The organism is Sphingomonas sp. CFBP 8765, from assembly GCF_014841445.1.
Classification (GTDB): Bacteria; Pseudomonadota; Alphaproteobacteria; order Sphingomonadales; family Sphingomonadaceae; genus Sphingomonas; species Sphingomonas aerolata.
This window is the reverse complement of record NZ_JACYTY010000011.1, coordinates 1-23,897: the sequence shown is the minus strand read 5'-3', so window position 1 is coordinate 23,897 and position 23,897 is coordinate 1. Positions and strand designations below refer to the sequence as shown.

16 protein-coding genes and 1 pseudogene are annotated in these 23,897 nt (G+C 62.2%); 6 read left to right on the top strand and 11 right to left on the bottom strand.

Going from position 1 to position 23,897, the window contains the following annotated elements:
• Positions 1-244: 244 nt before the first annotated feature.
• Positions 245-796 carry a PRC-barrel domain-containing protein gene (locus IFT87_RS18595; RefSeq protein ID WP_192191564.1) on the bottom strand — a complete coding sequence of 184 codons (552 nt, stop codon included), beginning with the start codon at positions 794-796 and terminating at the stop codon, positions 245-247.
• A gap of 305 nt (positions 797-1,101) precedes the next feature.
• On the opposite strand from IFT87_RS18595, the gene IFT87_RS18590 reads away from it, so the two are divergent.
• Entirely contained in the window at positions 1,102-1,605 is a 504-nt protein-coding gene (locus IFT87_RS18590) for a recombinase family protein (protein ID WP_192191563.1), read from the top strand.
• Between the two features lie 317 nt (positions 1,606-1,922).
• Here IFT87_RS18590 and IFT87_RS18585 read toward each other — a convergent pair whose 3' ends face one another.
• The 3 genes from IFT87_RS18585 to IFT87_RS18575 all read right to left on the bottom strand — a co-directional run bounded on the left by IFT87_RS18585 (position 1,923) and on the right by IFT87_RS18575 (position 7,504).
• Positions 1,923-2,885, bottom strand: coding sequence for a glycoside hydrolase family 43 protein (locus IFT87_RS18585; protein WP_192191562.1), 963 nt, complete (start codon positions 2,883-2,885; stop codon positions 1,923-1,925).
• A 68-nt stretch (positions 2,886-2,953) separates the two neighbouring features.
• Positions 2,954-3,979 carry a glycoside hydrolase family 5 protein gene (locus tag IFT87_RS18580; RefSeq protein ID WP_342211204.1) on the bottom strand — a complete coding sequence of 342 codons (1,026 nt, stop codon included), beginning with the start codon at positions 3,977-3,979 and terminating at the stop codon, positions 2,954-2,956.
• A 129-nt stretch (positions 3,980-4,108) separates the two neighbouring features.
• Positions 4,109-7,504, bottom strand: coding sequence for a TonB-dependent receptor (locus IFT87_RS18575; RefSeq protein WP_192191561.1), 3,396 nt, complete (start codon positions 7,502-7,504; stop codon positions 4,109-4,111).
• 33 nt (positions 7,505-7,537) lie between these two features.
• Between IFT87_RS18575 and IFT87_RS18570 the strand changes: the two genes are divergently transcribed.
• Genes IFT87_RS18570 through IFT87_RS18560 form a run of 3 tightly spaced genes read left to right on the top strand, consistent with a single transcriptional unit; the run spans position 7,538 to position 11,984 of the window.
• The gene (locus tag IFT87_RS18570; protein ID WP_426291594.1) at positions 7,538-9,040 is read left to right on the top strand and encodes a tryptophan halogenase family protein; all 1,503 of its coding nucleotides are present in this window, start codon (positions 7,538-7,540) and stop codon (positions 9,038-9,040) included.
• Positions 9,037-10,470, top strand: a complete 1,434-nt coding sequence (locus IFT87_RS18565) for a tryptophan 7-halogenase (RefSeq protein WP_192191559.1) — start codon at positions 9,037-9,039, stop codon at positions 10,468-10,470. Before IFT87_RS18570 ends, IFT87_RS18565 begins: the two co-directional genes overlap by 4 nt.
• Positions 10,467-11,984 carry a tryptophan halogenase family protein gene (locus tag IFT87_RS18560; RefSeq protein WP_192191558.1) on the top strand — a complete coding sequence of 506 codons (1,518 nt, stop codon included), beginning with the start codon at positions 10,467-10,469 and terminating at the stop codon, positions 11,982-11,984. The genes IFT87_RS18565 and IFT87_RS18560 overlap by 4 nt, the downstream gene beginning before the upstream one ends.
• 118 nt (positions 11,985-12,102) lie before the next feature.
• Here IFT87_RS18560 and IFT87_RS18555 read toward each other — a convergent pair whose 3' ends face one another.
• From IFT87_RS18555 to IFT87_RS18545, 3 genes are all read right to left on the bottom strand, one after another.
• Complete coding sequence (locus tag IFT87_RS18555) at positions 12,103-14,631, bottom strand: glycoside hydrolase family 3 protein (protein WP_192191557.1); 2,529 nt, start codon at positions 14,629-14,631, stop codon at positions 12,103-12,105.
• A gap of 99 nt (positions 14,632-14,730) precedes the next feature.
• On the bottom strand, positions 14,731-15,936 hold the full coding sequence (locus tag IFT87_RS18550) for an ROK family transcriptional regulator (RefSeq protein ID WP_192191556.1): 1,206 nt from the start codon (positions 15,934-15,936) through the stop codon (positions 14,731-14,733).
• Positions 15,933-17,051 carry a cupin-like domain-containing protein gene (locus IFT87_RS18545; RefSeq protein WP_249403453.1) on the bottom strand — a complete coding sequence of 373 codons (1,119 nt, stop codon included), beginning with the start codon at positions 17,049-17,051 and terminating at the stop codon, positions 15,933-15,935. The genes IFT87_RS18550 and IFT87_RS18545 overlap by 4 nt, the downstream gene beginning before the upstream one ends.
• A gap of 270 nt (positions 17,052-17,321) precedes the next feature.
• Here IFT87_RS18545 and IFT87_RS18540 point away from each other — a divergent pair, with 270 nt between their 5' ends.
• Positions 17,322-19,730, top strand: a complete 2,409-nt coding sequence (locus IFT87_RS18540) for a glycoside hydrolase family 3 N-terminal domain-containing protein (RefSeq protein WP_342211202.1) — start codon at positions 17,322-17,324, stop codon at positions 19,728-19,730.
• Positions 19,731-19,781: 51 nt separating this feature from the next.
• On the opposite strand, the pseudogene IFT87_RS18535 reads toward IFT87_RS18540, so the two are convergent.
• A pseudogene (locus IFT87_RS18535) lies at positions 19,782-20,399 on the bottom strand (DDE-type integrase/transposase/recombinase); the annotation flags it as partial.
• Here IFT87_RS18535 and IFT87_RS18530 point away from each other — a divergent pair.
• Complete coding sequence (locus IFT87_RS18530) at positions 20,342-21,025, top strand: esterase-like activity of phytase family protein (RefSeq protein WP_342211201.1); 684 nt, start codon at positions 20,342-20,344, stop codon at positions 21,023-21,025. The pseudogene IFT87_RS18535 and the gene IFT87_RS18530 sit on opposite strands and share 58 nt — an antisense overlap.
• 112 nt (positions 21,026-21,137) lie before the next feature.
• Here the strand turns inward: IFT87_RS18530 and IFT87_RS18525 are convergent, their stop codons facing one another.
• From IFT87_RS18525 to IFT87_RS20210, 3 genes are all read right to left on the bottom strand, one after another.
• Positions 21,138-22,241: an App1 family protein gene (locus IFT87_RS18525; RefSeq protein WP_192191553.1), complete on the bottom strand. Its 1,104-nt coding sequence runs from the start codon at positions 22,239-22,241 to the stop codon at positions 21,138-21,140.
• A 141-nt stretch (positions 22,242-22,382) separates the two neighbouring features.
• Entirely contained in the window at positions 22,383-23,417 is a 1,035-nt protein-coding gene (locus IFT87_RS18520) for a hypothetical protein (protein WP_192191552.1), read from the bottom strand.
• A 164-nt stretch (positions 23,418-23,581) separates the two neighbouring features.
• Positions 23,582-23,897, bottom strand: a 316-nt coding sequence (locus IFT87_RS20210; protein WP_206757237.1) for a hypothetical protein, incomplete at its 5' end; no start/stop codon positions are given.

The following is a 23,897-nucleotide window of genomic DNA, read 5'->3' as shown; positions in this document are numbered from 1 at the left end:
CCACGGCCGGGACGCCGGATCCGTCGCATGCGTGGGGAGTGCGGCCCGACGATTGTCGGACGCGTGGCCTCGATGCGGACCCTCGATCCAATCGCTGATGACGACCACCGATCTCTGGTCCGTCAGTCGCACCGCCATCGTCGTTCCTCATTATGTGCCAAACCCGCGTGCGGGAGCCGAGGCCTCTGAGCGCACCGAACATGAATGACATGTCAATTCATTCGTCGGGCCGCGTGTTAGTTCCTCAGCTAGCGACAGCGACAGGCAGGCGCTGGATCGCCTTCTTATCGAGATCGGTCTTGACCTCGCCATCCGCGATCCTTGCCGCATGCCATGGCAGCCGGTGCAGCGTCTCACCTAACCCACCTACACCGCCCACGCGAATGATCAGATAGTTAATTTGCCCCCCTGAGGAGGCGGCAAGAGCATCCACCGCATACGCGACGACCTCGCCGTCCTTAGCCTTGATCGGCAAGCCGTCCAGCGTCGCGATTGAGAAAAGAGCCTCTCCATTCTCTAGCGTACTGCGTGCGACCTCGGCCTGAGCGGTGTCACTGATGCGCGCGCGCCGTCCAAGCCATCGCCAAATACCAAAGACGTCAACTAGGCCTAGAAAAATGTTCGAGTAGAGCAATTGCGTCTGATCGGTAGCGATAGCCACTACAACCCAGGCCGCCGCGCCCACCGTAAAAATGACAAAACCCCAACCCGTTACGCGCACGCCAAGGTTCGAAGCTGTCATCACTGCTGCGACGCAGGTTGCCACCAGTGCCATCCAACCCGCAAAATCCGCCATAAACGCTCGTCCTCGTCATTGCCTCGGCAAAACGCCCAATTGGGGAAGGTCTTCAGCGCCGCGACACCGTTAGCCGCACTACATTGACACGCTTGGTCACCAAACGGAGCGTTGCTGTTGATGCACAGAAAGTTATCCTTCTGACCGGCGGTTACAAAAACCCGCGCATCTGGTCCGGCTGAAGGTCAACAACACGAAGCCCAAGCTGGCGACCTGCGCCGCCATTAGCTCAAGAGGCAGGCGCGTTAAAGGGACGAAGTGCGGCTTCGCCGATCCGGAAATTGAACCAACTAGGCCGCTACCTGATGAACGAGGCCGATCGCATGTCAGACCGAAAGATGTGCCTTCCGGTATACCGTCCGGTCAAAAAAAGCTCAGGGAGTGAGCGCGGTGCACGGACCGAACCGCAAGTCCTGCTCGACTTCCTTCGCAAAGGCGACACTTTGGTGGTGACCCGTATTGACGAGCTCGCCCGGTCGATGAGAGATTTGCAGGATATTGTGCACGAGCTGAAGGGTAGGGGAACCGCTCTCAAGGCGACCGAGCAACCGATCGATACAAGCACGGCAGCGGGGAAAGCATTTCTTGATATGCTCGGCGTATTTGCAGAGTCCGAGACGAGCCTCCGACGCGAACGGCAACTTGAAGGTATCGAGGCAGCGAAGGCGCAAGGCATCTACAAAGGCGGCAAGCCGCGTATTGATCCCGACGCGGTGCGTAAGCTGATCGCCGACGGCATAAAGCCCGCACATATCGCTCGCCAACTCGGCATCTCCCGAGCACCGTCTACAAGTTCGTCCCCAAGCTAGATACGGTAGCAGCGTCCGAGACGTAGGACTGCGTATCGGCGTTTCAGGGTAGAAGCCGGAACGGCCACTTTTGAGCAGCGACCTAAAGTGAGCGGACGTTCGTTGGCGCAGCTCAGGCGGTGGCTATGCCCCCCACGGAACAACGTCAGCAAATCCTGCAATTACCGTTGTACCGGAAAATGCCTTCGGCCACTCCATGCCGAAGGCGAGATGAGTCATCGCGTCGCCAAGCTGTGCGGGTCAAATAAACCAAGCGCCGGTCAAAACAGGCTTAGCAGCTCCAAACGCGGTATCACAGCTTAGGCATCCCAGTTCGATCAACTTATCGCGTCGGCGAAGGCGCGGGGCACCCGGATCACCGTGCCGTGGCGCGCGCTGTCCGGAAAGCGGATGCGCGCCGTTTCGTCCTGCCAATTCACAAAGTCTGTAGTCGACGCCGCGCCGAAATGACCCTTTTCGTAGATGTCGTAATAGACGAGGTACCGGTCATTCAGCCGAATGGCGGTAGGGCCCTCGGTCATAGTGCCCGTAAACGGAGCGCTGACCGAACCGAACGGGCCGGTCGGAGAGGCGGCGGTACGGCTTACCAGCCAGCGCCGCTGTTCGACGTCGTGGGTCTCGTCCTTGTAGATCAGCCGATAGCCGCCACCGTCCAGCGGGAGCAGGGTGAAATCGATCGAGTCCGTACCGGGGTCGAACAGGAGCCTGGTCGGCGTGAATCGCCGGAAGTCCCGCGTCCGGGTACAATATGGCCGCAGCTTCAGCCCGTCGAAGCGCCCGCCGGGCGTTGCGCCGAACCTGCCATCGATGCTGCTCGACCACATGATAACGAACTCGCGCGCCGTTGCGTCATAGGTCATTTCGGGCGCCCAGCTGTTCCGGACACCGTGAAACGCGGTCATCACCGGGATAGTCTGCTGCTTCGACCAGCGGACGAGATCGCGCGACGTGGCATGGCCGATGACCGGGCCGAACCAGTCGCTGGTCCAGACGAGATGCCATAACCCGTCCGGGCCCTGCGACAGGTGCGGATCGCGCATCAGCCTGTCCTGCCCGACGTCGGGTTTGAGGAAGCCGCGCCCGCCGCCCAGCGCTGTGAACACATAGCCATCGTCGCTGCGCGCGAGCTTCAGCCCGTCGCGGCCCTCGTCCTTGTCGGTAAAGTAGCTGAGCAGAAAAACGCTATCGTCGGGCTGCCGTGCAAAGACGGGCAGCGTCGTTCCGACCATGCCAATACCCATGCCCGCCAGAACCGTGCGTCGCGTCAGCTCGTACGTCATGTGCTCTCCTTCTTCGTACACCGGGGCGATCTTGCGCCGTAGGCATCACTTCGGTGCAGTCGGATACCCTACCGTCGCGTCGGTACAAGCGCCTTGCGGATCGGCTCTACCCAACGATCCTTGTCGATGTCGTACAGGATGAAGTCGCTGTCGAACTGCCAATAGGCCCAGGGGAAGCCATGCGCCTCGGCTTCGCGGCGGACGGTCGCGGTGTAACGGGCGCGGGCCTCGATCGGCGTGCCGTTTTTCTCATAGGCGCCGAACTCGCCCATGAGGACGGGACGATCGTTCGCGCGCGACCATGCACCGACTTTGTCATAGTCGGCCTTGATCCGCGCCTCGTCGGCGGACGTGAAGGGCACATCCTTCAGTCCGGCGGCTTCCGAAGCCCAGGGCGCCCCCTGATGGGTAAATTGGAACGGTTCGTACGAGTGGAAGGTGACGAGAATGTTCCGGTCGGATTTGGGAAGTCCGAGCCCAGGCAGTTCGTCCAGATTGTTCCAGCGGGTTGGCCCTATCACCAGCGTCCGGCCTGGATTGGTCGCGCGGACGACGGGAATGACCTTGCGCAGCATGTCGTTCCACCGCGGACCATCCAACGGCGCGTGCGGCTCGTTCAGCAATTCGAACAATACGGTGTCGGGCGCGTCGCGATACCGTATGCCGATCTGCTCCCAGAACGCGATCAGCCTTGGTTCGCACGCGTCCGGCGCTTCCGAGCATAGGTTGAAGTCGTGCTCGTCGAGAATGACGCTCAGGCTGGCGGCGGTCGCGTCCTTGACGACACCATCAAGCGTTGCGAGCCACTTCGCGTCGAGGCGGTATCCGGCATCCATGTGCTTGAACGACTGGAGCACGACACGGACGAAATCGAACCCGCCCTGCTTGATAATCCGGAAGTGACGCGGCTTGAACCGTGCCTTTTGCGGATCATCCCACAGCGGATCGTATCCGACGATGTTGACGCCGCGGTGTAGGCGCGAGGCGGTGCGCCACGCTGGGTCGGTTGCTATCGCCGGGCGCTCGGACGTCTGCGTCGATAGTTTTCCGACACCATTATGTGGATAGGCGACGGAAGGGGTGGCGAGGGCCACAGCCGTACCCAGCAAGCATTTTAAGAGCACGGTACTGTCCCTTTCGCTAACGAGCCAAAAATTGCAGCTTCTTGATTTTTGGATACAGGAAGCTGCAAATTCTCGGCTTTATTACGCGTGGCCTTTAGATCAGAATTTCATCCGTGTAGTCAGCGAGAATCGACGATCGTTCTTGAAGTAACTACGCGGTGCGCGCAGCCCCTCGGCGTTGATGACGGATTCTGTCTTCGTCGTACTGTCGAGGAGATTGACCCCCTGGAAGCCGATCTTGAAGTTGTCGTTGACCGAGTACAGAATCGTTCCGTCAAGCTGCCCGAACGAACTCGAGTAGATTGGCAGGAATGGTGCGATCTCGTCACGGATTGTCAGCAGGTACCGCGATCGCCAATTATAGGCGGCCCGCAACGACACGGGGCCCTTCTCGTAGAAGAGTGCGCCGTTGATCGTGTGGCGCGAGAGCCCTTCAAGCGGCAGGCGCGATACGTCGATCGTGGTGGTCGGCGACGTGGCCTGCGCACCGCGGCCCTGCGGGATGTTGGACGGGTCGACGAAGGTATAGTTGGCCTGCACGCCGAAGCCCGACAGCAGCCCCGGCAGGAAATCGTACGTCTGCTGATAGGCGACTTCGAAGCCCTTGATGTTGCTGTGGCTGTCCGCGTTCTGCGGCGCCACGAACAGCACGTTCTGGGTAATGCCGTTGTTCGTGATCGATCGGGTCTGCGCGACGTTGGCAACGATGACGTTCGACAAATCCTTGTAGAACGCTGCAGCGGTCAACGAGCCGACTTTCGCAAAGTACCATTCCGCGGTGAGATCGAACTGGTTCGCCTCGACGGGCTTCAAAAACGGGTTGGAGTTCCGGCTGCCCCCTTCGAGCTGGAATACCGACAGTCCGCTGGTCGGCGCGATCAACGTCGTGCTCTGCAACTGTTCAAAGCCTGGCCGCGAGATCGCCTTCGAATAGGCAAAGCGCGAGATCAGGTTCGGCGTAATGCCGACCTTCAGGTTGAAGCTCGGCAGGAAGTGATCGAAGCGGTTGCGCGTCGTCTGGTTGATGGCAGTCCCGTTGGAAAACGTCAGGACATCTTGCTGCTGGGTCGACGTCAGGCCGCAGAAGGGGCTCGTCTGTGCGGGCTGGGCACAGAAGGTGGCGACACTGGCGGCGCTGCCGATGATCTGGTTGGGCGTTGGAAACGTAAAGAAGCCGTTCGCCTTGTCCGTCGTCTGGATGTACCGCAGGCCGACGTTACCAGAGACCTTCAGGCCTCCGAACAGGTCATTGCCCTGCGTGCCGAAGTCAAGCCGGGCATAGGCGGCCTTGGTCTCTTCGGAATTAGTGTAAACCTCGCTCGGCAGGAAGCTTGTGCCTGCGACCACACCAGCGCGCTGGCCAGCGGGCGTCCATCCGCCGGAATTCGCGCCCTTTTGATTGCGCCAGATTGCATTGACCGCCTGCGCCTGTGCGGTGACCGCGTCATAGCTCGATGCCGCGTTTCCGTTGATGTAGTTCGCACCGAGTCGGGACGGACCGTCACCGCGGAACACGTTGTCGAAGCTGAACAAGCCGTAGCTGTTCGGACTGGTATCGGCAAAGGTTACCGGGCCAGACCCATCCCAGACTTCGCTCAGCACGCCCCAGTTATACAGCGAGTAGCGCACAGTCTGGTCGCGGTCGGCATAGCGTGCGCCGACTTTAGCCGTCTTCAGAAAGCTTTCGTCGCCGAAATCATACGTCGCGTCCGCTTTGAAAGCCCATTCGTGGCCCTTGTTGTCCTCGAAATGGTCCATCGCAGCACGGTAATAGCTATTGGCCGGATCCGCGAGATACGCCTGGCTGTTCGCGCCGTTAGGAGCAAGGAAGCTGATGTCGGGCGTGTTCCCGGTAAGGTCGAGCGCGACGTCAGAGAAAGTCGATCCATAAACCGACAGATCCGTCTGCTTCGTGGTCGATTTCACATACTGGCCATCGAAGTTGAACGCGAGCTCCTCGGTTGCCTGCCATTTTACGTTGCCGCCGAAATCATTGGTCACCGCACGCGTCTTCACGCCGCGATTGGCAAGCTGCGTGACCATACCGCGCTGCTGACCGCCAGCCGGCACAAAGCCGCGATCCAAAGAAATCGTACCGGTATCAAAAAGACCGTCGTCGCCGAAGGCGTAGTTCGTGCCAGGCCGCGGCGCCGTCGCGCGGTCGATGCCGTCGGACACGGTTTCCACCGTGCGCTCACCCCAGGTCTGGCGCGCGTCGCTGCGCACGAACTGCAGCGTGGCGAGCAGCGACTTGTCGTTCGATTCGAACTGCAGCGCGCCGGCCGCACCGATGCGCTCGCGGTTGAAGTCCTGCGTGCGGACGCCGGCGCCCACGGGCGCGTAGGCCACCTGGCCCGGGGCAAGCCCTGCCAGACTGTCGGTTTCGTTCACCCCGTCGCCGTTGATGTCCTGCGATCCGTTGAAGCGGGCCTGGTAGTTGGTGACCTGCAAACCGTCTGCGCGGCTGAAGAGTTGCGAATACGACCCGCCGACGAGGACGCCGAAACGACCGATGTTCGTGTCGAAGTTCCGCGAGGCGAGGCCGGAGATCGCGGGCGAGCCCTTCTTCGAGAAGTCGCCATAGTTCATGTCCGCAGACACGTAGACGACCGGCTCCTTGCTATCGAAGGGCCTGCGCGTGTTGAGGACGACCGTTCCGGCGATCCCGCCTTCGATCTGATCGGCGGTCATGTTCTTATAAACTTCGACCGAGCCGAGCAATTCGGGTGAGACGTCCTGGAAGTTAAGCGCGCGGCCGCCATTGACCGAGAAGCTGTCGCGACCGTTGAATTCGGAGCGGACGTAATTGAGGCCGCGAATGACAATCCCGGATCCCTCGACCGAAAAGTGATCGGAGTCGTTGCCCGCCGCAAATCGGCTGATCGACACGCCGGGCACGCGCTGAAGCGCCTCCGTTACCGAGCGATCGGGCAGCGCACCGATGTCTTCGGCGGTGATCGCGTCGACGACGGTGTCGGCATCGCGCTTGATCCCCTGCGAGTTCGCCAAGCTGGCGCGGATGCCGGTGATGACGATCTCGTCTCCAGTCGCCGCATCGGTCTGGGCCGCCACTGGATCTTGTCCGGTAGAAGGCGTTCCCGTCTGCGCATCGGGGGCTGCTGCACCGGACACAACAGGATCAGTCGAGCGCGATATGCCGCCGTCTTGGCTGTTGGTCGTGGGGGCTGTCGGCTGCATCACCGTCTGCGCGAAGGCTTGACCACTGGCGGTGAGTGCTACTGCGGAGACACCGATACCTAGCGAACGGACCAAAGATAGCTGTGCACTACGCGAAGCGATGACGGGCATTTGATTTCTCCCCCGAGGCCAAGCTGCGAATGTGCGCTGACTCTCTTTCTCGCAAGGACGCGAGTGATGTCGCCCGGTAGCTCGCGATCCGACGCTAGGACAATGGCTAACACAGAGACTTGATGTATAAGTGTTTTGATTTTCATTCATCTGTTGCCTACAGGTCACACTCGCTGAGATCGGCATTACCGTACCGGCGCAACTGGAGAGGAAGCCGCTATCAAATCACCTTCGCGAGCTTCTCTTAAAGTCGTCATCGTGGGGGGCGGCACTGCAGGTTGGATGACCGCAGCGGCGCTTGCGGCCGTTGCGGGGCGATCGGTCGCTGAGGTTCAACTCGTGGAGTCCGAAGAGATCGGCATCGTCGGCGTTGGCGAAGCAACGCTGCCACATATCCGTTCGTTCAACACGCGTCTGGGTATCGACGAAGCCGAGTTCATGCGAGCGACCGCGGCGACGTTTAAGCTCGGCATCGAGTTTTCCGACTGGGCGCGGATCGGTGACAGCTATATCCATCCGTTCGGCGCCTTCGGCCATGACGTCGACGGGGTGGGATTCCATCATTATCTCAGCCGCGCCGGCCATATCGCGACGCTTCCGGACTATTCGCTGCCGGTCGTCGCCGCGCGTCACGCAAAGTTCGCGCCGCCGCTGGACGATCCGCGATCACTGCTGTCGACCTATGGCTACGCGTATCAGTTCGACGCGACGCGCTACGCGCCGTTTCTCCGCGCGCGGGCTGAGCGGCACGGGGTGACGCGCACCGAGGGGCGCGTGGTCGACGTCGAACGTAGCAGTACGGGCGATGTCGTCGCGGTCGTGCTCGACGATGGCCGGCGGATGACGGGCGACCTGTTCGTCGACTGCTCGGGGTTCCGATCGCTGCTGCTGGGGCAGGCGATGGGCGAGCCGTTCGAAGACTGGTCGCACTGGCTGCCCTGCGACCGTGCGGTCGCGGTCCCTTGCGCGGACGCGGGGACGCTGAAGCCCTATACGACGGCAACCGCGATGCCTGCCGGCTGGCGGTGGCGTATTCCGCTCCAGCACCGGGTCGGCAACGGTTATGTCTATGCGTCGGCGCATATCGACGACGGCGCGGCGCAGGACGCCTTGCTGCGATCGATCGAAAGCACGCCGCTGGCGGACCCGCGCATGGTGCGCTTCAAGGCTGGCCGGAGAGCGCGCAGCTGGGTCGGAAACGTCGTCGGCGTGGGGCTGGCCGGCGGGTTCCTGGAGCCCTTGGAATCGACCAGCATTTATCTCATCCAGCTGGCGATCACGCAGTTGCTGGAGTTGTTTCCCGCCACGCCGATCTCGCCCGTCGACCGCGATACGTTCAACCGGGTTGTTGATCTGGAATATGACCGCATCCGCGACTTCCTGATTCTGCATTACCACGCGACGACGCGCGACGACTCGCCGTTCTGGGATCATGTGCGGACAATGGAGGTACCCGACACGCTCGCGGAGAAACTGGCGCTGTTCCGAAAGCGAGGTCGCGTGATGACCTATCGTGAGGGCGTATTCCTCGAGCCGAGTTGGATCGCGGTGTATCTGGGGCAGGGCGTGGTGCCGCAGGGATATGACCAGCGTGCGGATCGGCCGTCCGATGCCGCGCTTGCCCAGGCGCTGGCACGGCTCCGCGCCGAGACGCGCGACGCGGTCATGACCATGCCCGATCACGCCGCCTATATCGCGCAATCGGGGGCGGCTGCGGCATGAGCGACATGCGGATCGGAACGATCGCGGTGGTCGGTGACTGGGTTGCGGGTTGGAGCGCGGCGGCTGCGCTCAAGTCGCGGGTGCCCGATGTCTCGGTCGCGGTGATACCCGTCGCGGACCTGCGTCCAGGCTTCGTCGATCTGTTTGGCGGTGCATCGCCGTCGATCGGCGAGTTCCATGCGGATATCGGGTTGGACGAGCGCGATGTCCTGGCGCGGACCGGCGCGGGCATCCGGCTCGGCACCCGGTTCTTGGGGTGGAGCGGGACCGATTATACGCACGCCTATGGCCCCGCCGGGATGCCTATCGACGGGGTCCCCTTCGCCACGCTGTGGGCAGGGATGGGGGGAGCCAAGCCGTTCGACAGCTTCGCACCGGCCGCCACGCTGGCGGCAGCGGGACGGTTCATTCCAGCGCGCGGCGACATACTCGGTGGCTATGCCAACGGGCTACAGCTCGATCCGCGCGTCTATCGCCGGTTCATCGAAGCCTATGCCCGACATTTGGGCGTCGTGGTGACGGCCAGCGGGATGCGACATGCGGAAACGGACGGCCACCGCGTGACGGCGCTTCACCTCGACGATGGCGGGCGTCTGGAGGCGGACCTCTACATCGACGCGACCAACGCCGACGCGCGGCTCATCGGCCAGTTCGGCGACGATTGGCAGGATTGGTCGGCGTGGTTGCCGTGCGACAGCGTCGTTCAGACGCTCGGGATACCGGATGCCGCGCCTGCCGATTCGGTCCTGCCACCCCTGGAGCAGGTCGAAGCGATCGATGGCGGTTGGCGCCTTACGTCGTGCCTGCCCGGCCGAACCGATACGGCGATCGTCTACGTAGACGGCGCGCGCCAAGAACCGGGCGACGTTCGGCGGTTCCAAAACGGCAGGCGATCGCGCGCCTGGATCGGCAATGTCGTGGCGATCGGTGAGGCGCATTGCGTCGTGGAACCGCTGGAGGCCGCACCGCTGCACGTGTTGCACACGCAGATTGATCGGCTCGTTGCGTCGCTGCCCGATCGCGATTTCGATGCGGTCGAGCTCGCTTATTATAACCGCGAGACGGGGCAGGAGGCGGATCGCCTGCGCGATTTCCTGATCCTGCACTATGCGACGTCCGATCGACCCGAGCCGTTTTGGCAGGTAGCGCGCAACGTCGCGTTGCCGCCGCTGCTGGCCGAGACGCTGACGCTGTTTCGCGAGCGGGGACGGTTGCCGATCCGCGATGGCGAGAGCTTCGATCGGGACAGCTGGCACGCGGTGCTGCTCGGGCAGGGCATCGTGCCCCGGCGCGGCGACGTGTTGACTGCGGCGGTCGATCCGAAACGCGCGCGCGCGGCGATGGCTGATTTTCGGGCGCGGTTGTCGAAGGCGGTCGCCGCCGCGCCGACCCACCGCGCCTACCTGGCAAGCTTGAGGACCAACGCATGAACGAACACAGCATCCGCGAGGTCGTCATCGTCGGCGGCGGCACTGCCGGCTGGATGGCGGCGGCAGCGCTGTCCAAGTTCCTAGGCGGTAGGCAGGGCGGGGGGCAGCCGCGTATCCGTCTGATCGAGAGCGAAGAGATCGGCACCGTCGGGGTCGGCGAGGCGACGATTCCGACGATCGCGACGTTCAATCAGATGCTGGGCATCGACGAGGATGATTTCGTCGCGAAGACGCAAGGCACGTTCAAACTCGGCATCGAGTTCGTCGACTGGCGGCGGATCGGCGAGCGCTATTTTCACCCGTTCGGCCAGTTCGGACACGATATCGAAGGGCTGAACTTCCATCAGTTCTTCCTTAAGCTCGCCAAACAGGGCCAGTGCGCCGACATATGGCATTATGCGCCGTGCGCGGTGGCGGCGGCGGCAGGGCGGTTCGCGCGGCAATCGCCCGATCCCCGGTCGCCCTTCGGCACATTGCCCTATGCGTTTCATTTCGACGCCGGGCTCTACGCTCGATACTTGCGCTCCTATGCCGAAGCGCGCGGGGTCGAGCGTATCGAGGGGCGGATCGTCGATGTCGGATTGCGTGGCGAAGACGGGTTCGTCGATAGCCTGACGTTCGACGACGGACGTCGCATCGAAGGCGAGCTGTTCGTCGATTGCTCCGGCTTTCGCGGCCTGCTGATCGAAGGCGCGCTGAAGACCGGTTATGAGGATTGGCGCCATTGGCTGCCGTGCGATCGCGCTGTCGCTGTGCCGACGGCGAACATTGGCGCCCCCGTGCCGTTCACGCGCTCTACGGCCCGAAGCGCCGGCTGGCAGTGGCGCATCCCGCTGCAACACCGCACCGGCAACGGCTATGTCTATTCGAGCGCCCATATCTCCGACGAGGACGCGGAGGCGACGTTGCTCGGCACCGTGGAAGGACCGCCGATCGCCGATCCGCGACGTCTGGCGTTCGTCACGGGGCGGCGAAAGCGGTTCTGGAACCGCAACGTGGTCGCGCTTGGCCTGTCCGGCGGCTTTCTGGAGCCGCTCGAATCGACTTCGATCCACCTGATCCAGACCGGGATCGCCAAGCTTCTCGCGCTGTTTCCCGATCGACGGTTCCTCCAGGTCGAGGCCGGCGAATATGACCGCCTGATGGGCAGCGCGTATGACGGCGTGCGCGACTTCATCATCCTGCATTATCACGCCACGACGCGGGACGATTCACCGTTCTGGAACCATGTGCGGACGATGACCGTGCCGGACAGCCTGCGTCGAAAGACCGAGCTGTTCCGCGCGAAAGGCCGCTTCTTCCGCTATGACGACGAACTGTTCTCGCTGGCGAGCTGGGTCGCAGTGATGTTGGGGCAGGGCGTCACGCCCGAGGGCTATGACCCGATTGTCGACGGGATCGACGAACCAAAGCTCGTGGAGGCGGTGGAGCGCATGAGGCTGGGTATCCGCCAGACGATCGCGCAGATGCCGTCGCAATCGGACTATATCCGCGCAAACTGCGCCGCCATCTGACACGCCGATCCGGGGCCCGGTTTCCCGGTGACGTCACCGGGATGGAAGCGGCGACCCGATAACGGGTCGCCGCCATCTTTGCATCGGCAGGACGAGAAGACTCGTAGCGATCAGTCCCTCAGTTGGTCGGGCACGCCGCGACCGGTCCATCGGCATGCGCTAGACGAACGTCGGAGATCGAGAGCGTCAGTTTTCCGGCGGTCGAGATGATGAGCGGCTCGGTGACCTTGTGCGGATCGATCCCGACGGCGACGAAGCATTTGAGCGGGATCGCCAGGGACTTCCACTCGCCGATCGGTGCGGCCCGTAAAATGCCCGTGATCGGGATCGCAGCGGTTTTGTCGGGGCCGACCATCGAGAGAGTGACGGCCGACGCGGGTTTTGCGTCCGTTCGGAACTGGACGATCATGCTCAGCTCGCCATTCGCCTCACGCGTTATATCGAGCGGCGCGTTGGCTTCGATCTTGACGGCCGCCTCGTGCGTGCCTGTCCAGGTGAAGCGTCGGGCATCCTCCTGCGCATTGCGATCGATACCCGCGATCGTCAGCGCGCCGCCCGGGCTCCGGCCGCTGTTGCCGACTATGCGCGTCGATCCCCTGTCGCCTTCGCCGAGCGACAGGCTCCACGCTTCGGGGACGCGCCCCTTCGTAAAGAAGACGCCGCCCGCGTCGACCGCCATGCCGGCGGGACGCGTCTCGTCCAATGTGCCTACCACGGCGCGATCCGCATAGGTGAGGCCATAACCGAATTTGAACAGCGGGTCGTAATTGGTATCGCGGGCATTCAGGACATACTGGTCGGGACGCTTCGGCCATGAGAAGGACAGCTTGCCCCGGAAGTCATGAACGGGTTTGCCGTCCTTGCCAGCGAACAGCACGTCGGCGACGCCCGCGCCTTCGCTCCCCGGCAGGAACGCCGCGACGAAGGCATCCGAAGCGTTGAGTTCGGCATTCACCCACATCGGGCGGCCCGACAGGAAAACCGCGACGACAGGGATGCCCGCCGCTTTCAGTTTGCGGAGCAGCGCGACATCGGCCTTGTCGCCCGGTGAATATTCCAGGGTCGGTCGGTCGCCCATGAATTCGGCATAGGGGGTCTCGCCGAACACGACGATGGCGGCGTCGGGTTTCGCGGCATAGGTGCCCGTCGGCGAGTAGGTGGCGGTACCGCCGCCGGCGCGCACGGCCGTGTCGATGCCGCTCCAGATCGAGGTCGCATTGGGGAAACCGCGCTTCGGCACGTCCGTACCCTGCCAACTGATCGACCAGCCGCCAGCCTGCTGCGCCACATCGTCGGCGGCGCTACCGGCGACGAGAATATTCGCCTTGGGCTTGAGCGGCAGAATACCCCCGTTGTTCTTGAGCAGGACGAGCGATTCCTGGACGGCCTGGCGTCCGATGGCATGGCCTTCCGGCGATCCGATCAGGCCGAACTGTCCGGCATAGCGTCGCGTCGAGGGCTTGCCCGCGGTGAAGGTTCCGGCAAGCATCTTCACGCGCAGGATACGACGAACGGCGTCGTCGAGACGCGCCGGCACGATTTCGCCCGACTTGGCCTGCGCCAGCGTGTTGCGGTACAGCGCCTTCCAATCGCCCGACATCATGAACATGTCGAGGCCGGCATTGATGGCCGCAGCGCAGCTTTCGTTGCTGCACCCCGCGATCTGGCCGTGCGCGTTCCAGTCGCCGACCACGAAACCGTTAAAGCCCATCCGGCCCTTCAGCACGTCGGTCAGCAACGTTTTGTTGCCGTGCATCTTCTCGCCGTTCCAGCTCGAAAAGCTCGCCATCACGGTCAGGGTGCCGGCTTCGATCGCGGGGGGGTATCCTGCCGCATGCACGTCGCGCAGTACGACCTCCGAGACCTTAGTATCGCCCTGATCGCGTCCGCCCGTGCCGCCGTCGCCGACGAAATGCTTGGTGGTCGCAATGACGTGGCCCGGCGTCATGAAATCTGGCGAACCCACCTTGCCCTGGATGCCGGTGACGACCGGGCCGGCATAGCTGGCCACAATGGCAGGCTCTTCGGAATAGCTTTCGTAGGTGCGCCCCCACCGATCGTCCTGCACGACCGCGAGTGTCGGTGCGAAGCTCCAGTCGAGTCCGGCCGCGGCCGTCTCGAGTGCGGTGATGCGGCCGATCTTCTCCATCAGCGCGGGATCGCGGGCCGCACCTAGCCCGATATTGTGGGGAAACAAGGTGGCGCCGACGATGTTGTTGTTGCCGTGGACCGCATCGGTCCCCCAAATCGTCGGGATCTTCGGCCGACCATCGGTGCGCGCCATCGAGGCATCGTAGAACGCGTCGGCCAGTTTCAGCCATTCCGCTGGCGGTGCCAGCTCGTCGTTGTTGGGCGCCGAATTTCCGCCGTTCAGCACCGAGCCGAGCTTGTAGGTCGTAAGGTCTTCCGGCTTTACGGTCGCGATATCGGCCTGGATGATCTGTCCAACCTTGTCTTCGATCGACATGGCAGCAAGAATGTCGCCGATCCTGGTTTCGAGCATGGGATCGAGCGCGGGCTTTGCCGCCACCTTCGGCCATGTCTGGGCATGTGCGACGGGGGAGAGCGAGATTGGCCCCGTCTGCGCTATTGCCGCAGTGCCAATGAGCAACGCCAGGACGCTGGCGACCGAAAGCTTTGTCTTCATCATTCTCTCCCCGGTCCCCGTCTTGCGGGATTGGTCGCGTTTCAAACCACTTGGGAGGCGTCGTCAATCAATATTAATTTTGATTTTCACGAAATGCGATCAGGCGCGTCCGACGTTCATCAAAATTGCATCCGAGGGCAGCATGAGATCGCTGAACGGTAACAAAGCCGCGCCCACCGCCGGTGCGTCGGCAGCCATGGCAGCACGCCTGATCGGCGCAATCGAAGGCATATCGGCGGCGTGCTTCGCGAGCGCGTTCGTCAAGGCTACGACCAAGGAATCGATCAGCGGTTCGGGCAACCGACCTCCGACCAACACCGCCTGTGGATTGATAAGGCAATTGATCGCGATCATCGGGTCGACCAGCATTTCGGCAGCTTCGGCAATCCAGGCGTCGATGACTCTCATGGTGCGCGCGTCCTCCAAGCCGAGCGTGGCAAGTGACCCGCTGATGCATCCGGCGTCCGACAGGCGATCGTATAGAGCGGAAAGCGAAACGCGGCTTTCGATGGACTTCCCGCTCGAATTGGGAACCCGGCTCAGAATATAGCCGACTTCCCCGCTTCTTGCAGAGGCGCCTCTGTAATAGCTTCCATCTATCACCAGGCCGCCACCAAGACCTGCGCCAATCAGCAGGTAGAAGAAATTGTGGCAATTGCGGCCCGAGCCGAACTCCAGTTCGCCTAACGCTGCGGTTGCAGCATCGTTGTCCACATGCAGCGGCCAAGGCATCAGGTCAGACAGCAAGCCTGCGACGTCGAGGTCGTTCCACACCGAGTAGTCAGCGGGCTGATCGTGGAAGCCGGCTTTGCTGAACGGTTCGGGAACCGCGATGCCGGCGCCGACGATCCTGTCGACGATCACGCGAGGGTCGTCGCAGCAGGTCGTTACCGCCCCGGCGACAAATGTTCGTACCTGTTCTGGGAGGGCATAGGCGATGTCCTGGGAAACACGCGCGCGGACATTTCCAGCCAGATCGAGAATGACGAAGGTCAAATGGTCGCGGTCGATGTTGATGCCGATGCCGAACGCACCGTCGGGATCTATGCCCAATTGCACGGCAGGCTGCCCGCGCCCCTGTTGCAGTCGTCCGACGATCTGGACCAGGCCCGCGGCGATCAGGCGGCGGGTGATCGTTGCGATCGTCGGCGGCGTCAGACCGGTCACCGCGACCAGTTCTTGCCGGGTCGTCACGGCGCGCAGGCGGATCGCCTGCAATACCACGCGCTGGTTGTAATCCGCCGCGCGTTCGAGGTTCGTACCGGACAGGCTGATCGTCAGCCGGGCATGTCGCCGCTCGTTCATGCTCGTCGTCCCAGTCCCCGCTGGAGGAACTCGCGCATGAGCGCCGTTCTCTCGGGGCTGCTGGGCCCAAGGATACCGCGTGCATGGGCCGGCAGGTGGTCCGCGTCGGCCGCGTCGGCGTCGAACACATAATGATCGAAAAACGCCCGCCAGTTCTGGCGCTCCGCTGCCGGCCGGTTGCGGATGGCCAGCATCGCGTAGATCAACGCTTCGAAAGCGGACGCATCGTTCGGTGGGCTCCACCAGTAATTGACGAGCAGATTAAAGCGCTCGGTCGAGCGGACGTGATGCCACCACATCGTTGGCACATAGATCGCGTCGCCGGGCGCCAGCACCGCTGACCGCGCGGTTTCGACCGCCAGGGCATAGCGTGGAAATCGGTCCAGGTCGGGCGCCAATGGGTCGACCATGCTGACGGGTTGACCGGAGATCGTATTTTCCAGAGGCCCGACATACAGGTTCGCAACCTGTTCGGGGGGAAACAGCGTAAAGCTGCGATGGCCCGCAGCCACGCAGGCGATGTTGTCCGCGGTGTCGTAGTGGGTCGATACCGTCACCGCATTGCCGATCCACAACCTGGGGGATGTCGTCGGCGGGAGCAGCGGCATGGGATTGTTGGCGGCGAATGTCGGGAAGTGTTCCACCGCGGATGCGGCGCCACTGTAGATCGATGGACCGGTTCCCGACGTCAGATCGCCGAGCAACATATCGGCCACGGCACGGAAGGGTGCCGTCCCACGGTCGAAGTTGAAGCCGTTCATGTCCTCGCGGTAGAAGAATTTGCCAGCGATGGATGGGGCACCGACATAGGTCGATAGTGGTGCGCCTGAATCATGTAGGGCCAAATAAGCGACCAGTTCACGGCCCGAACGGCTGCCAGCGATGGCTGCTGGCCAATCCGCCACCAGACCTCGTAGTACCGCTGGTTCACCCATCGGTACGATCTCAGTCTGAAAAGTCTGTCGCGTGACGTCGTGCCATTCGCGAACCGGTTTGCCGATCATCTCCATGCGGCTGCCTTGCCCCGGTTGTCGCGGAAACGAAAGGCTGGAGCGCGCAGGCGCACCGAAACGTTTAAATCCGATGTTTTCCGCAAATATGAAGATCGTCGTCATACGCGGGACGTGCGCGACACGCTTCGATCCCGTCTAAGTGCGGTAATCTGACCGGGTAGGCTGACGAGCGCAGCGTAAGAAGGACGAATGGCCAAAGCTGTTATCAAAACGACTTTGCGAACAGCCGTTTATGGTCCCAGTGCCGATCGCAAGAATCAGTAGATGCGGAATGCTGATGAGTTGACGGCTTTCCTACCCCCAGATATCCGATAGCGCTACCAAAGTAGGCCGCAGTCGAACCTGATGTCGAATGCCCCGGGGAGAGAGATTGTGACCGTTCGTGTAAAACCCGTTCGCTTGGCAATTGTCTGTCTGATGACGACCGCTGCGACCGGCACACTCGTCGCGCAGACTCGCGTCGACCGTGCGGCATCGGCCCAGCGCATGCCGTACAAAGATGCCTCGCAGCCAGTCGCCGCGCGCGTCGAAGACCTGCTGCGACGCATGACGCTGGAGGAAAAGGTCGCCCAGATGATCGGCATCTGGGAAAAGAAGAGCGATATTCAGGACACGAAGGGCGATTTTTCGACCCAAAAGGCTTTGCGCGCCTTCCCGAACGGCCTGGGCCAGATCACCCGTCCGTCGGACAAGCGCGGGGTGACCGTCAGCAACAACGCCGCCGGCGTTGCCGCCGATGCGGTCAACCGCACCGCCCGGGAGACCGCCGATTATATCAACGCGGCGCAACGCTGGGCGGTCGAGGAGACCCGGCTTGGCATTCCGATGATCATGCATGAGGAAGCATTGCACGGCTATGTCGCGCGCGGCGCGACAAGCTTCCCACAAGCGATCGCGTTGGCATCGTCTTGGGATCCTTCACTGGTCGAGCGCGTGTTCGGCGTTGCCGCCCGCGAAATGCGCGCCCGCGGCGCCAATCTCGCGCTCGCGCCCGTCGTCGACATCGCCCGCGATCCGCGCTGGGGCCGGATCGAGGAAACCTATGGCGAGGACCCGGTGCTGGTCAGCGAAATGGGTCTGGCCGCCATTCGAGGGTTTCAGGGAACAACCCTGCCGCTGAAGCCGGACAAGGTCATGGTCACGCTGAAGCACATGACCGGCCATGGTCAGCCTGAAAACGGTACCAATGTCGGCCCGGCCAATATCTCCGAACGGACGCTGCGCGAAAATTTCTTCCCGCCGTTCGAACGCGCCGTGAAGGAACTGCCGGTACAGGCGGTGATGGCATCCTATAACGAGATCGATGGCATCCCCAGCCATGCCAACAAATGGCTGCTCGAGGACGTGCTGCGTCGCGAGTGGGGTTATAAGGGTTCGGTGGTCAGCGACTATTTCGCGATCAAGGAACTGAATACCCGCCACAAGTTGTATGGCACCGACATGGCCGCCGCCGGCCGCCGCGCGTTAGATGCCGGGGTCGATATGGAACTACCCGACGCCGAGGGCTGGGCGACTTTGGCGCAGATGGTCAGGTCGGGAAAGGTGCCGCAGGAACAGGTCGACAACGCTGTCCGCCGTATCCTAACCATGAAGTTCCAGATGGGACTGTTTGAAAACCCCTACGCCGACGCCCGCGCGGCCGAAGCCAAGACGGCGACGCCCGACGCGATAGCATTGGCTCGCGAAGCCGCCGTCCGTTCAATGGTGCTGCTCAAAAACCAGAATAACGTCTTGCCGCTCGACCCGGGCAAGGTCGGCAAGATGCTGGTCATCGGTGCCCACGCCCGCGACACCCCGATCGGCGGCTATTCGGACGTGCCCAAGCATGTCGTTAGCGTGCTAGAGGGCATGCAGCAGGCCGCACAGGGGCGCTTCTCGGTCGATTATGCCGAGGGCGTTCGCCTGACCCGCAGTCGTCAGTGGGCCGCCGACAAGGTCGAACTGGTCTCGCCGGCGGAGAACGCCCCGCTGATCGAGGAAGCCGTGCGCAAGGCAGAGCAGGCAGATACGATCCTGCTGGTGCTGGGTCAGAACGAACAGCTAAGCCGCGAGGCCTGGGCCGACCAGCATCTCGGCGACCGGCAGAAGCTTGATCTCATCGGCGAGCAAAACGAGCTGGCCAGCCGTCTCTTCGCGACCGGCAAGCCAGTGGTGGTCGTGTTGCTGAACGGCGGTCCGCTCGCCGCGACGTATCTCGAGGCGAACGCGCCTGCGATCGTCGAGGGTTGGTATCTAGGTCAGGAAACCGGCAACGCCGTCGCCGATGTCGTGCTCGGCCGCGCAAATCCCGGCGGCAAGCTGCCCGTGTCTATCCCGCGCAGTGAGGGCCAGCTGCCGATCTTCTACAACCACAAGCCAACCTCGCGGCGCGGCTATCTGTTTGAAAGTACTGCCCCGCTCTACCCGTTCGGCTACGGCCTGTCCTACACCAGCTTCGACGTCGGTGCGCCGCGGCTCACCAAGTCGACGATCGGCCGCGATGAAACGGTGCGTGTATCGGTTGACGTCGCCAATACCGGCCGCCGCGCCGGGGACGAAGTTGTCCAGCTCTATGTCCGCGACGACGAAGCGACGGTCACCCGGCCGGTCCTTGAACTTAAGCACTTTCAGCGCGTGACGTTGCAGCCGGGCGAGAAGCGAACGATGACGTTCGACCTGAAGCCCGCCGATCTGGCCTTCTGGAACGTCGAGATGCATCGCGTCGTCGAACCGGGCACGTTCACGATCAGTGCGGGGAACAGCTCAGCCACGTTGAAAGCAACTTCGCTGACAGTTCGCTGATCTCAGCATATCGCGACCTTAGCATCATGCAAATCAAGCTCGCTGCACCAGTAACTGCTCGTGGCTCTCATAATGGAAGCGATTGACGGTCGCCTCCTTGATCGTGCGGTTCATCCGCTCGACCTGACCATTGGTCCAAGGGTGGTTCGGCGTGGTAAGCCGGTGCTCGATGTCGTTCGCCTCAAGGATCATGTCGAAGCGCATCTGCCGCGACCAGGCGGTGTTGCGATTGCGCGACTGGTCGGCGAACTGGATGCCATTGTCGGCCAGGATCGTGTGGATCCGGTACGGCGCCGCTTTCAGCAGGTGCTCAAGGAGCTCCCACGCCGTTCGCCTGTCAGCCTTGTCGACGAGCTGGGTGATGGCGAACTTGCTGGTGCGTTCGATGCCGATGAACAGGTAGAGCTTACCTTCGGCAGTCTGAACCTCGGCGATATCCATGTGAAAGAAGCCGATCGGGTAGCGCTTGAAGCGCTGTCGCTTCGACTTGTCGCCCTCGATGTCCGGCAGACGGGATATGCCGTGCCGCTGCAGGCAGTGGTGCAGCGCTGACCGTGTCAGATGCGGGATTGAGGGCTGCAACGCATACAGGCAATCGTCGAGCGGCAGTAATGTGTGACGCCGGAATGCGACGACCGCTGTCTCCTCGGCTTGGGTCAAGGTCGTGGAGCCTGCCGATACTAGCGGCACGGCGTCAGCTCAATCGAGGTTTCGAGGCCCTGGCGGTGTCGCCGGACGAAAGCTGCCTCATCCTCGCGTTCCAAAGCCCATTGGCACCTCCCAACGAGGCGGCGCACAGGCATGGGCGCCACGTGCGGCTGTGGCGGGTGTGGTTACCGACAGGTCATGTGGTTGCTCAATACGCCTTGCCGCTCGAGCCAGAAAGCGCCTTCCACCGCGATACAGCCAAAGGGAAATTCGAGCGCAGCGACATCAAGGTCAGCGAGCTTGTGTGGCTACCAGGTGGCGACCTATTGGTGTTGGAGCGCGGATCCGAGACGACGAAAGTCTACCGTTGCACCGTCGAGGCAACACAAGCGCTCGGAGCGGAACACCTCGACATCGCGCACCGACCGACGCTCGAAGAGCTGAGCGCGTCTTCCGCGCCGTTTCCGCTGCCGACGCTGAGGAAGTCGCTGGTACTAGATACCGACGATCATCCGGAAATCTCAGCAGACTTGGAAGGCATGGTTCTGCTGGCGGCGAACCAAATACTGCTGGTGAACGACAACGATTTCGGCGTGAAGGGTGCGGAAACGGCGTTTTGGCGCATCACTTTCGATCGTCCGTTGTAAGGTAGACGGTTCGTTCGCAATTCGCTTTGGGAGCATGCGCAAAGCAGTCGAACAGTGCAATTCTGGTTAGGCCGTAACGTAGTAACGACCTAGGGTCGCTCGACACGATAGTTTACGGACTGGCCGGCTGAACTACGGCTCCGGCAGCCTCGCGTGGCCGGTCGAGGCCAAGCGAGGTCACCACCGCCAGCGCATTTTCAAACCCGGCCCCGCAGAATGTTGGTACGCCACATGCCTCGATTTCGGCAAGCAAAGCGCCGCTCGTACCTTCGCGAGAGGAACCGTCGACATCTCGGATAAAGACCGCTGCTGCGCGACGACCGAACTCCCTGACAACCTGTGTATAGATAGCTACGTCGCGCTGCCCATTATCGCCGATGAGTAGGAAACGAAGCTGGGGGTAGAAGGCCAGTATCGATCGGATGGCTTGGAGCTTGTGCACATCGTGTCCGCTATCGATCAATTTATCGGCATCGATACCGTAATCCTTCAGGAACATCGGACCATGTGGAATGGAATTGTTTTCCAGGAACTCGGCAATGAATCCGTAGAGATTCCACGGCGAGGACGAGACGTAGAAGAACGGTCTCGCGGGCGCGATATGGTCTCGCGCAATCATCTGGTAGAGAGAGGCAGCGCCCGGAACCGCCAACCTGTCCTGCGGTCGTTCGATAAGCACGCGCCGCCAGTTCCTTAAGAAATTGGTGGCGCCCGTTTCAATCACGGTGTCGTCGATATCCGATATGATTCCCCAATTCTGATCGTTCCCCGGCGCGATCACGGGTACCTGAGTGTCGGGAACGTCGCCGTCGGGGACTGACAGCGTTACCGTCTCCCACCGCGTTGTCTTGGGTAACGGCTGATCGATCATCAATTCGACGTCGAAATATCCCTCCTCGTCGGTGACTATGTCGTGCGATTGCCCATAGCCCTCCACGTGGACGGTCACGCCGGGGAGCTCTTGGCTGTTGTAAATCGCCAGCATCGCACGAAACCGCACGAGCATGTCGTCACCTGCGTCGAGCGGCTTCCCGTAACGGACGATCCTGCCCTTCAGGCGCACGGCCGTCGCGTTGCGATACCCGGCATAGGCGAGCAGCCGCACCTTCCGGCCGTGTTCTTCGCCCATGTCGAAGACGGTCTGGATCGTGTCGATATCTCGTTCGAGCCCAGCGATTGCTGAGCGCAGAAGCTTATACAGTGTGGAGGCAGCCATTGTGATTTAACAGGGGAACGGTTTTACGGGTTCCCGTATTTGTAGCCTATACACGCCGCCAATAACCGAGACTTGCGCCGTTGGGTCTCGACTTCGGTTATAGCACCGTCTGAATGAAGGCGGTTTTGGCGACCAATCATCCTAGCAGCCGTTCGTAGCATCGATTGACCTGATAAGAGGTCGGGGTCCTCCTGAGGTGAGGCGGACGATGGCGCTGCCGTTGCAGCGCGATCCCGGCGCGGCGTAGCGATACGTTACCCGGTAGGCGCCACTCCGCAGGGGGCTGATGCTGGTCAGCCGCAAGGGTTCCCGCAACTGGCCGTAGAAGCGCGAGATCGCGTCGGCGGAGTAGGCGCGGCTCGACCTCTTCTGCGGTATGACCTGCGCAGAAGCCACGTCGCCGCTCCCGGTACCGAGGGCGTTGTAGAAGGTCCGCACCGTCGCTTCACCCGATGATCCGGCGATCGTGTCGGGCCGAGAGACGCTCGCGGGTGCTTCTGATGTCTTCGCAACCAAGGAATGAGGGGCCCGTGCCGCATCCTCCTCCCCAAGGTCGTCTGTGCTTGAACCATCGATCTGGGAGGCCGAAGTTCGATCAGCGATCTCGGTCGGTAGCGTATCCGGGCCTGGCGGCTCCGTCTTCGAGACCTCAGTATCGACCGCGGGCCGCGGACGGTATGTCGCGTCCGACAGGCTGAATGCGGCGAGTTTGCCCACAATCGGCGCTGCGCCCGTGAGGGCATAGACCAAACCGCTGGCATCGGCCGCGCCCTGAGCCGTGTAGGCGATGTCCGCCGCCAGGCGGCGCTCGCCTCCGAGCGCCTGTTCGGAGTCCGGCGGAACGTCGAGGATAATGCGTCCTTTGCAGCGCGTCACGTCGAGCGCCGGATCCCAGCCTTCCACGATCGGCTTTTCCATCCTGATGAAGGAGAATGCCTCGAGCGTGTCGAGGTTGGTACGGTGGTTGCTCTGCTCGCGCGCTTGATCGAAAATGACGCGCTTCATGCGATCATAGGCTGTACTCGACGCACAGGCCGCCTTGTGTCTTTTGGCCTCGGCCCGCGTCTGTGCCGTCTCGGCCGGCTTGTTCTCCTTGATCTTGCCACATGCGCCGAGCGAAAGTGCCAGAACAAGAAGGCATGCCGGCGCTTTCGCCGATAACGCTGACGGGCTCATAGCCACTCCTAAAAAAATCAAACTTCTCCGTCCAACCTCTGCAAGAGGGCAAGGTTCACGGCCGGTTCGAATGCATGCCAGGTCTTAGAACGCGATCGGGCCCGACGAATGCACGCAACCCCGGTCGTTTGAGAGCGGACTGGCGCCCTGCCTGCGCCTCGCCGCTACCGGCGCGCGGGCGCCGCAAAGTCCGTCCACAACGCTTTAGTGGCCGCTAGGCACAGTCGGCGGCTTGCTTGTTTGCGCAGCAACAGCGCGGCTTCCAGCGCGACCAATCTGACTGTCGATACGCTGATACCCACAGTCGCCGCCTTGCGACACTTGTTGGGTCCGCAGCCCATCGCCGAAGTTGGGCCACCGGTTACCAGCATGAACGAATGACCGAAGTTTGGAACCGCTTTGCAGCCGCTGAACGACCGGTTGTGGGTCTTTTTAATTTTAAACCGAAAGATCGGTGCTATGTTGTAAAAGCTCCTGCTG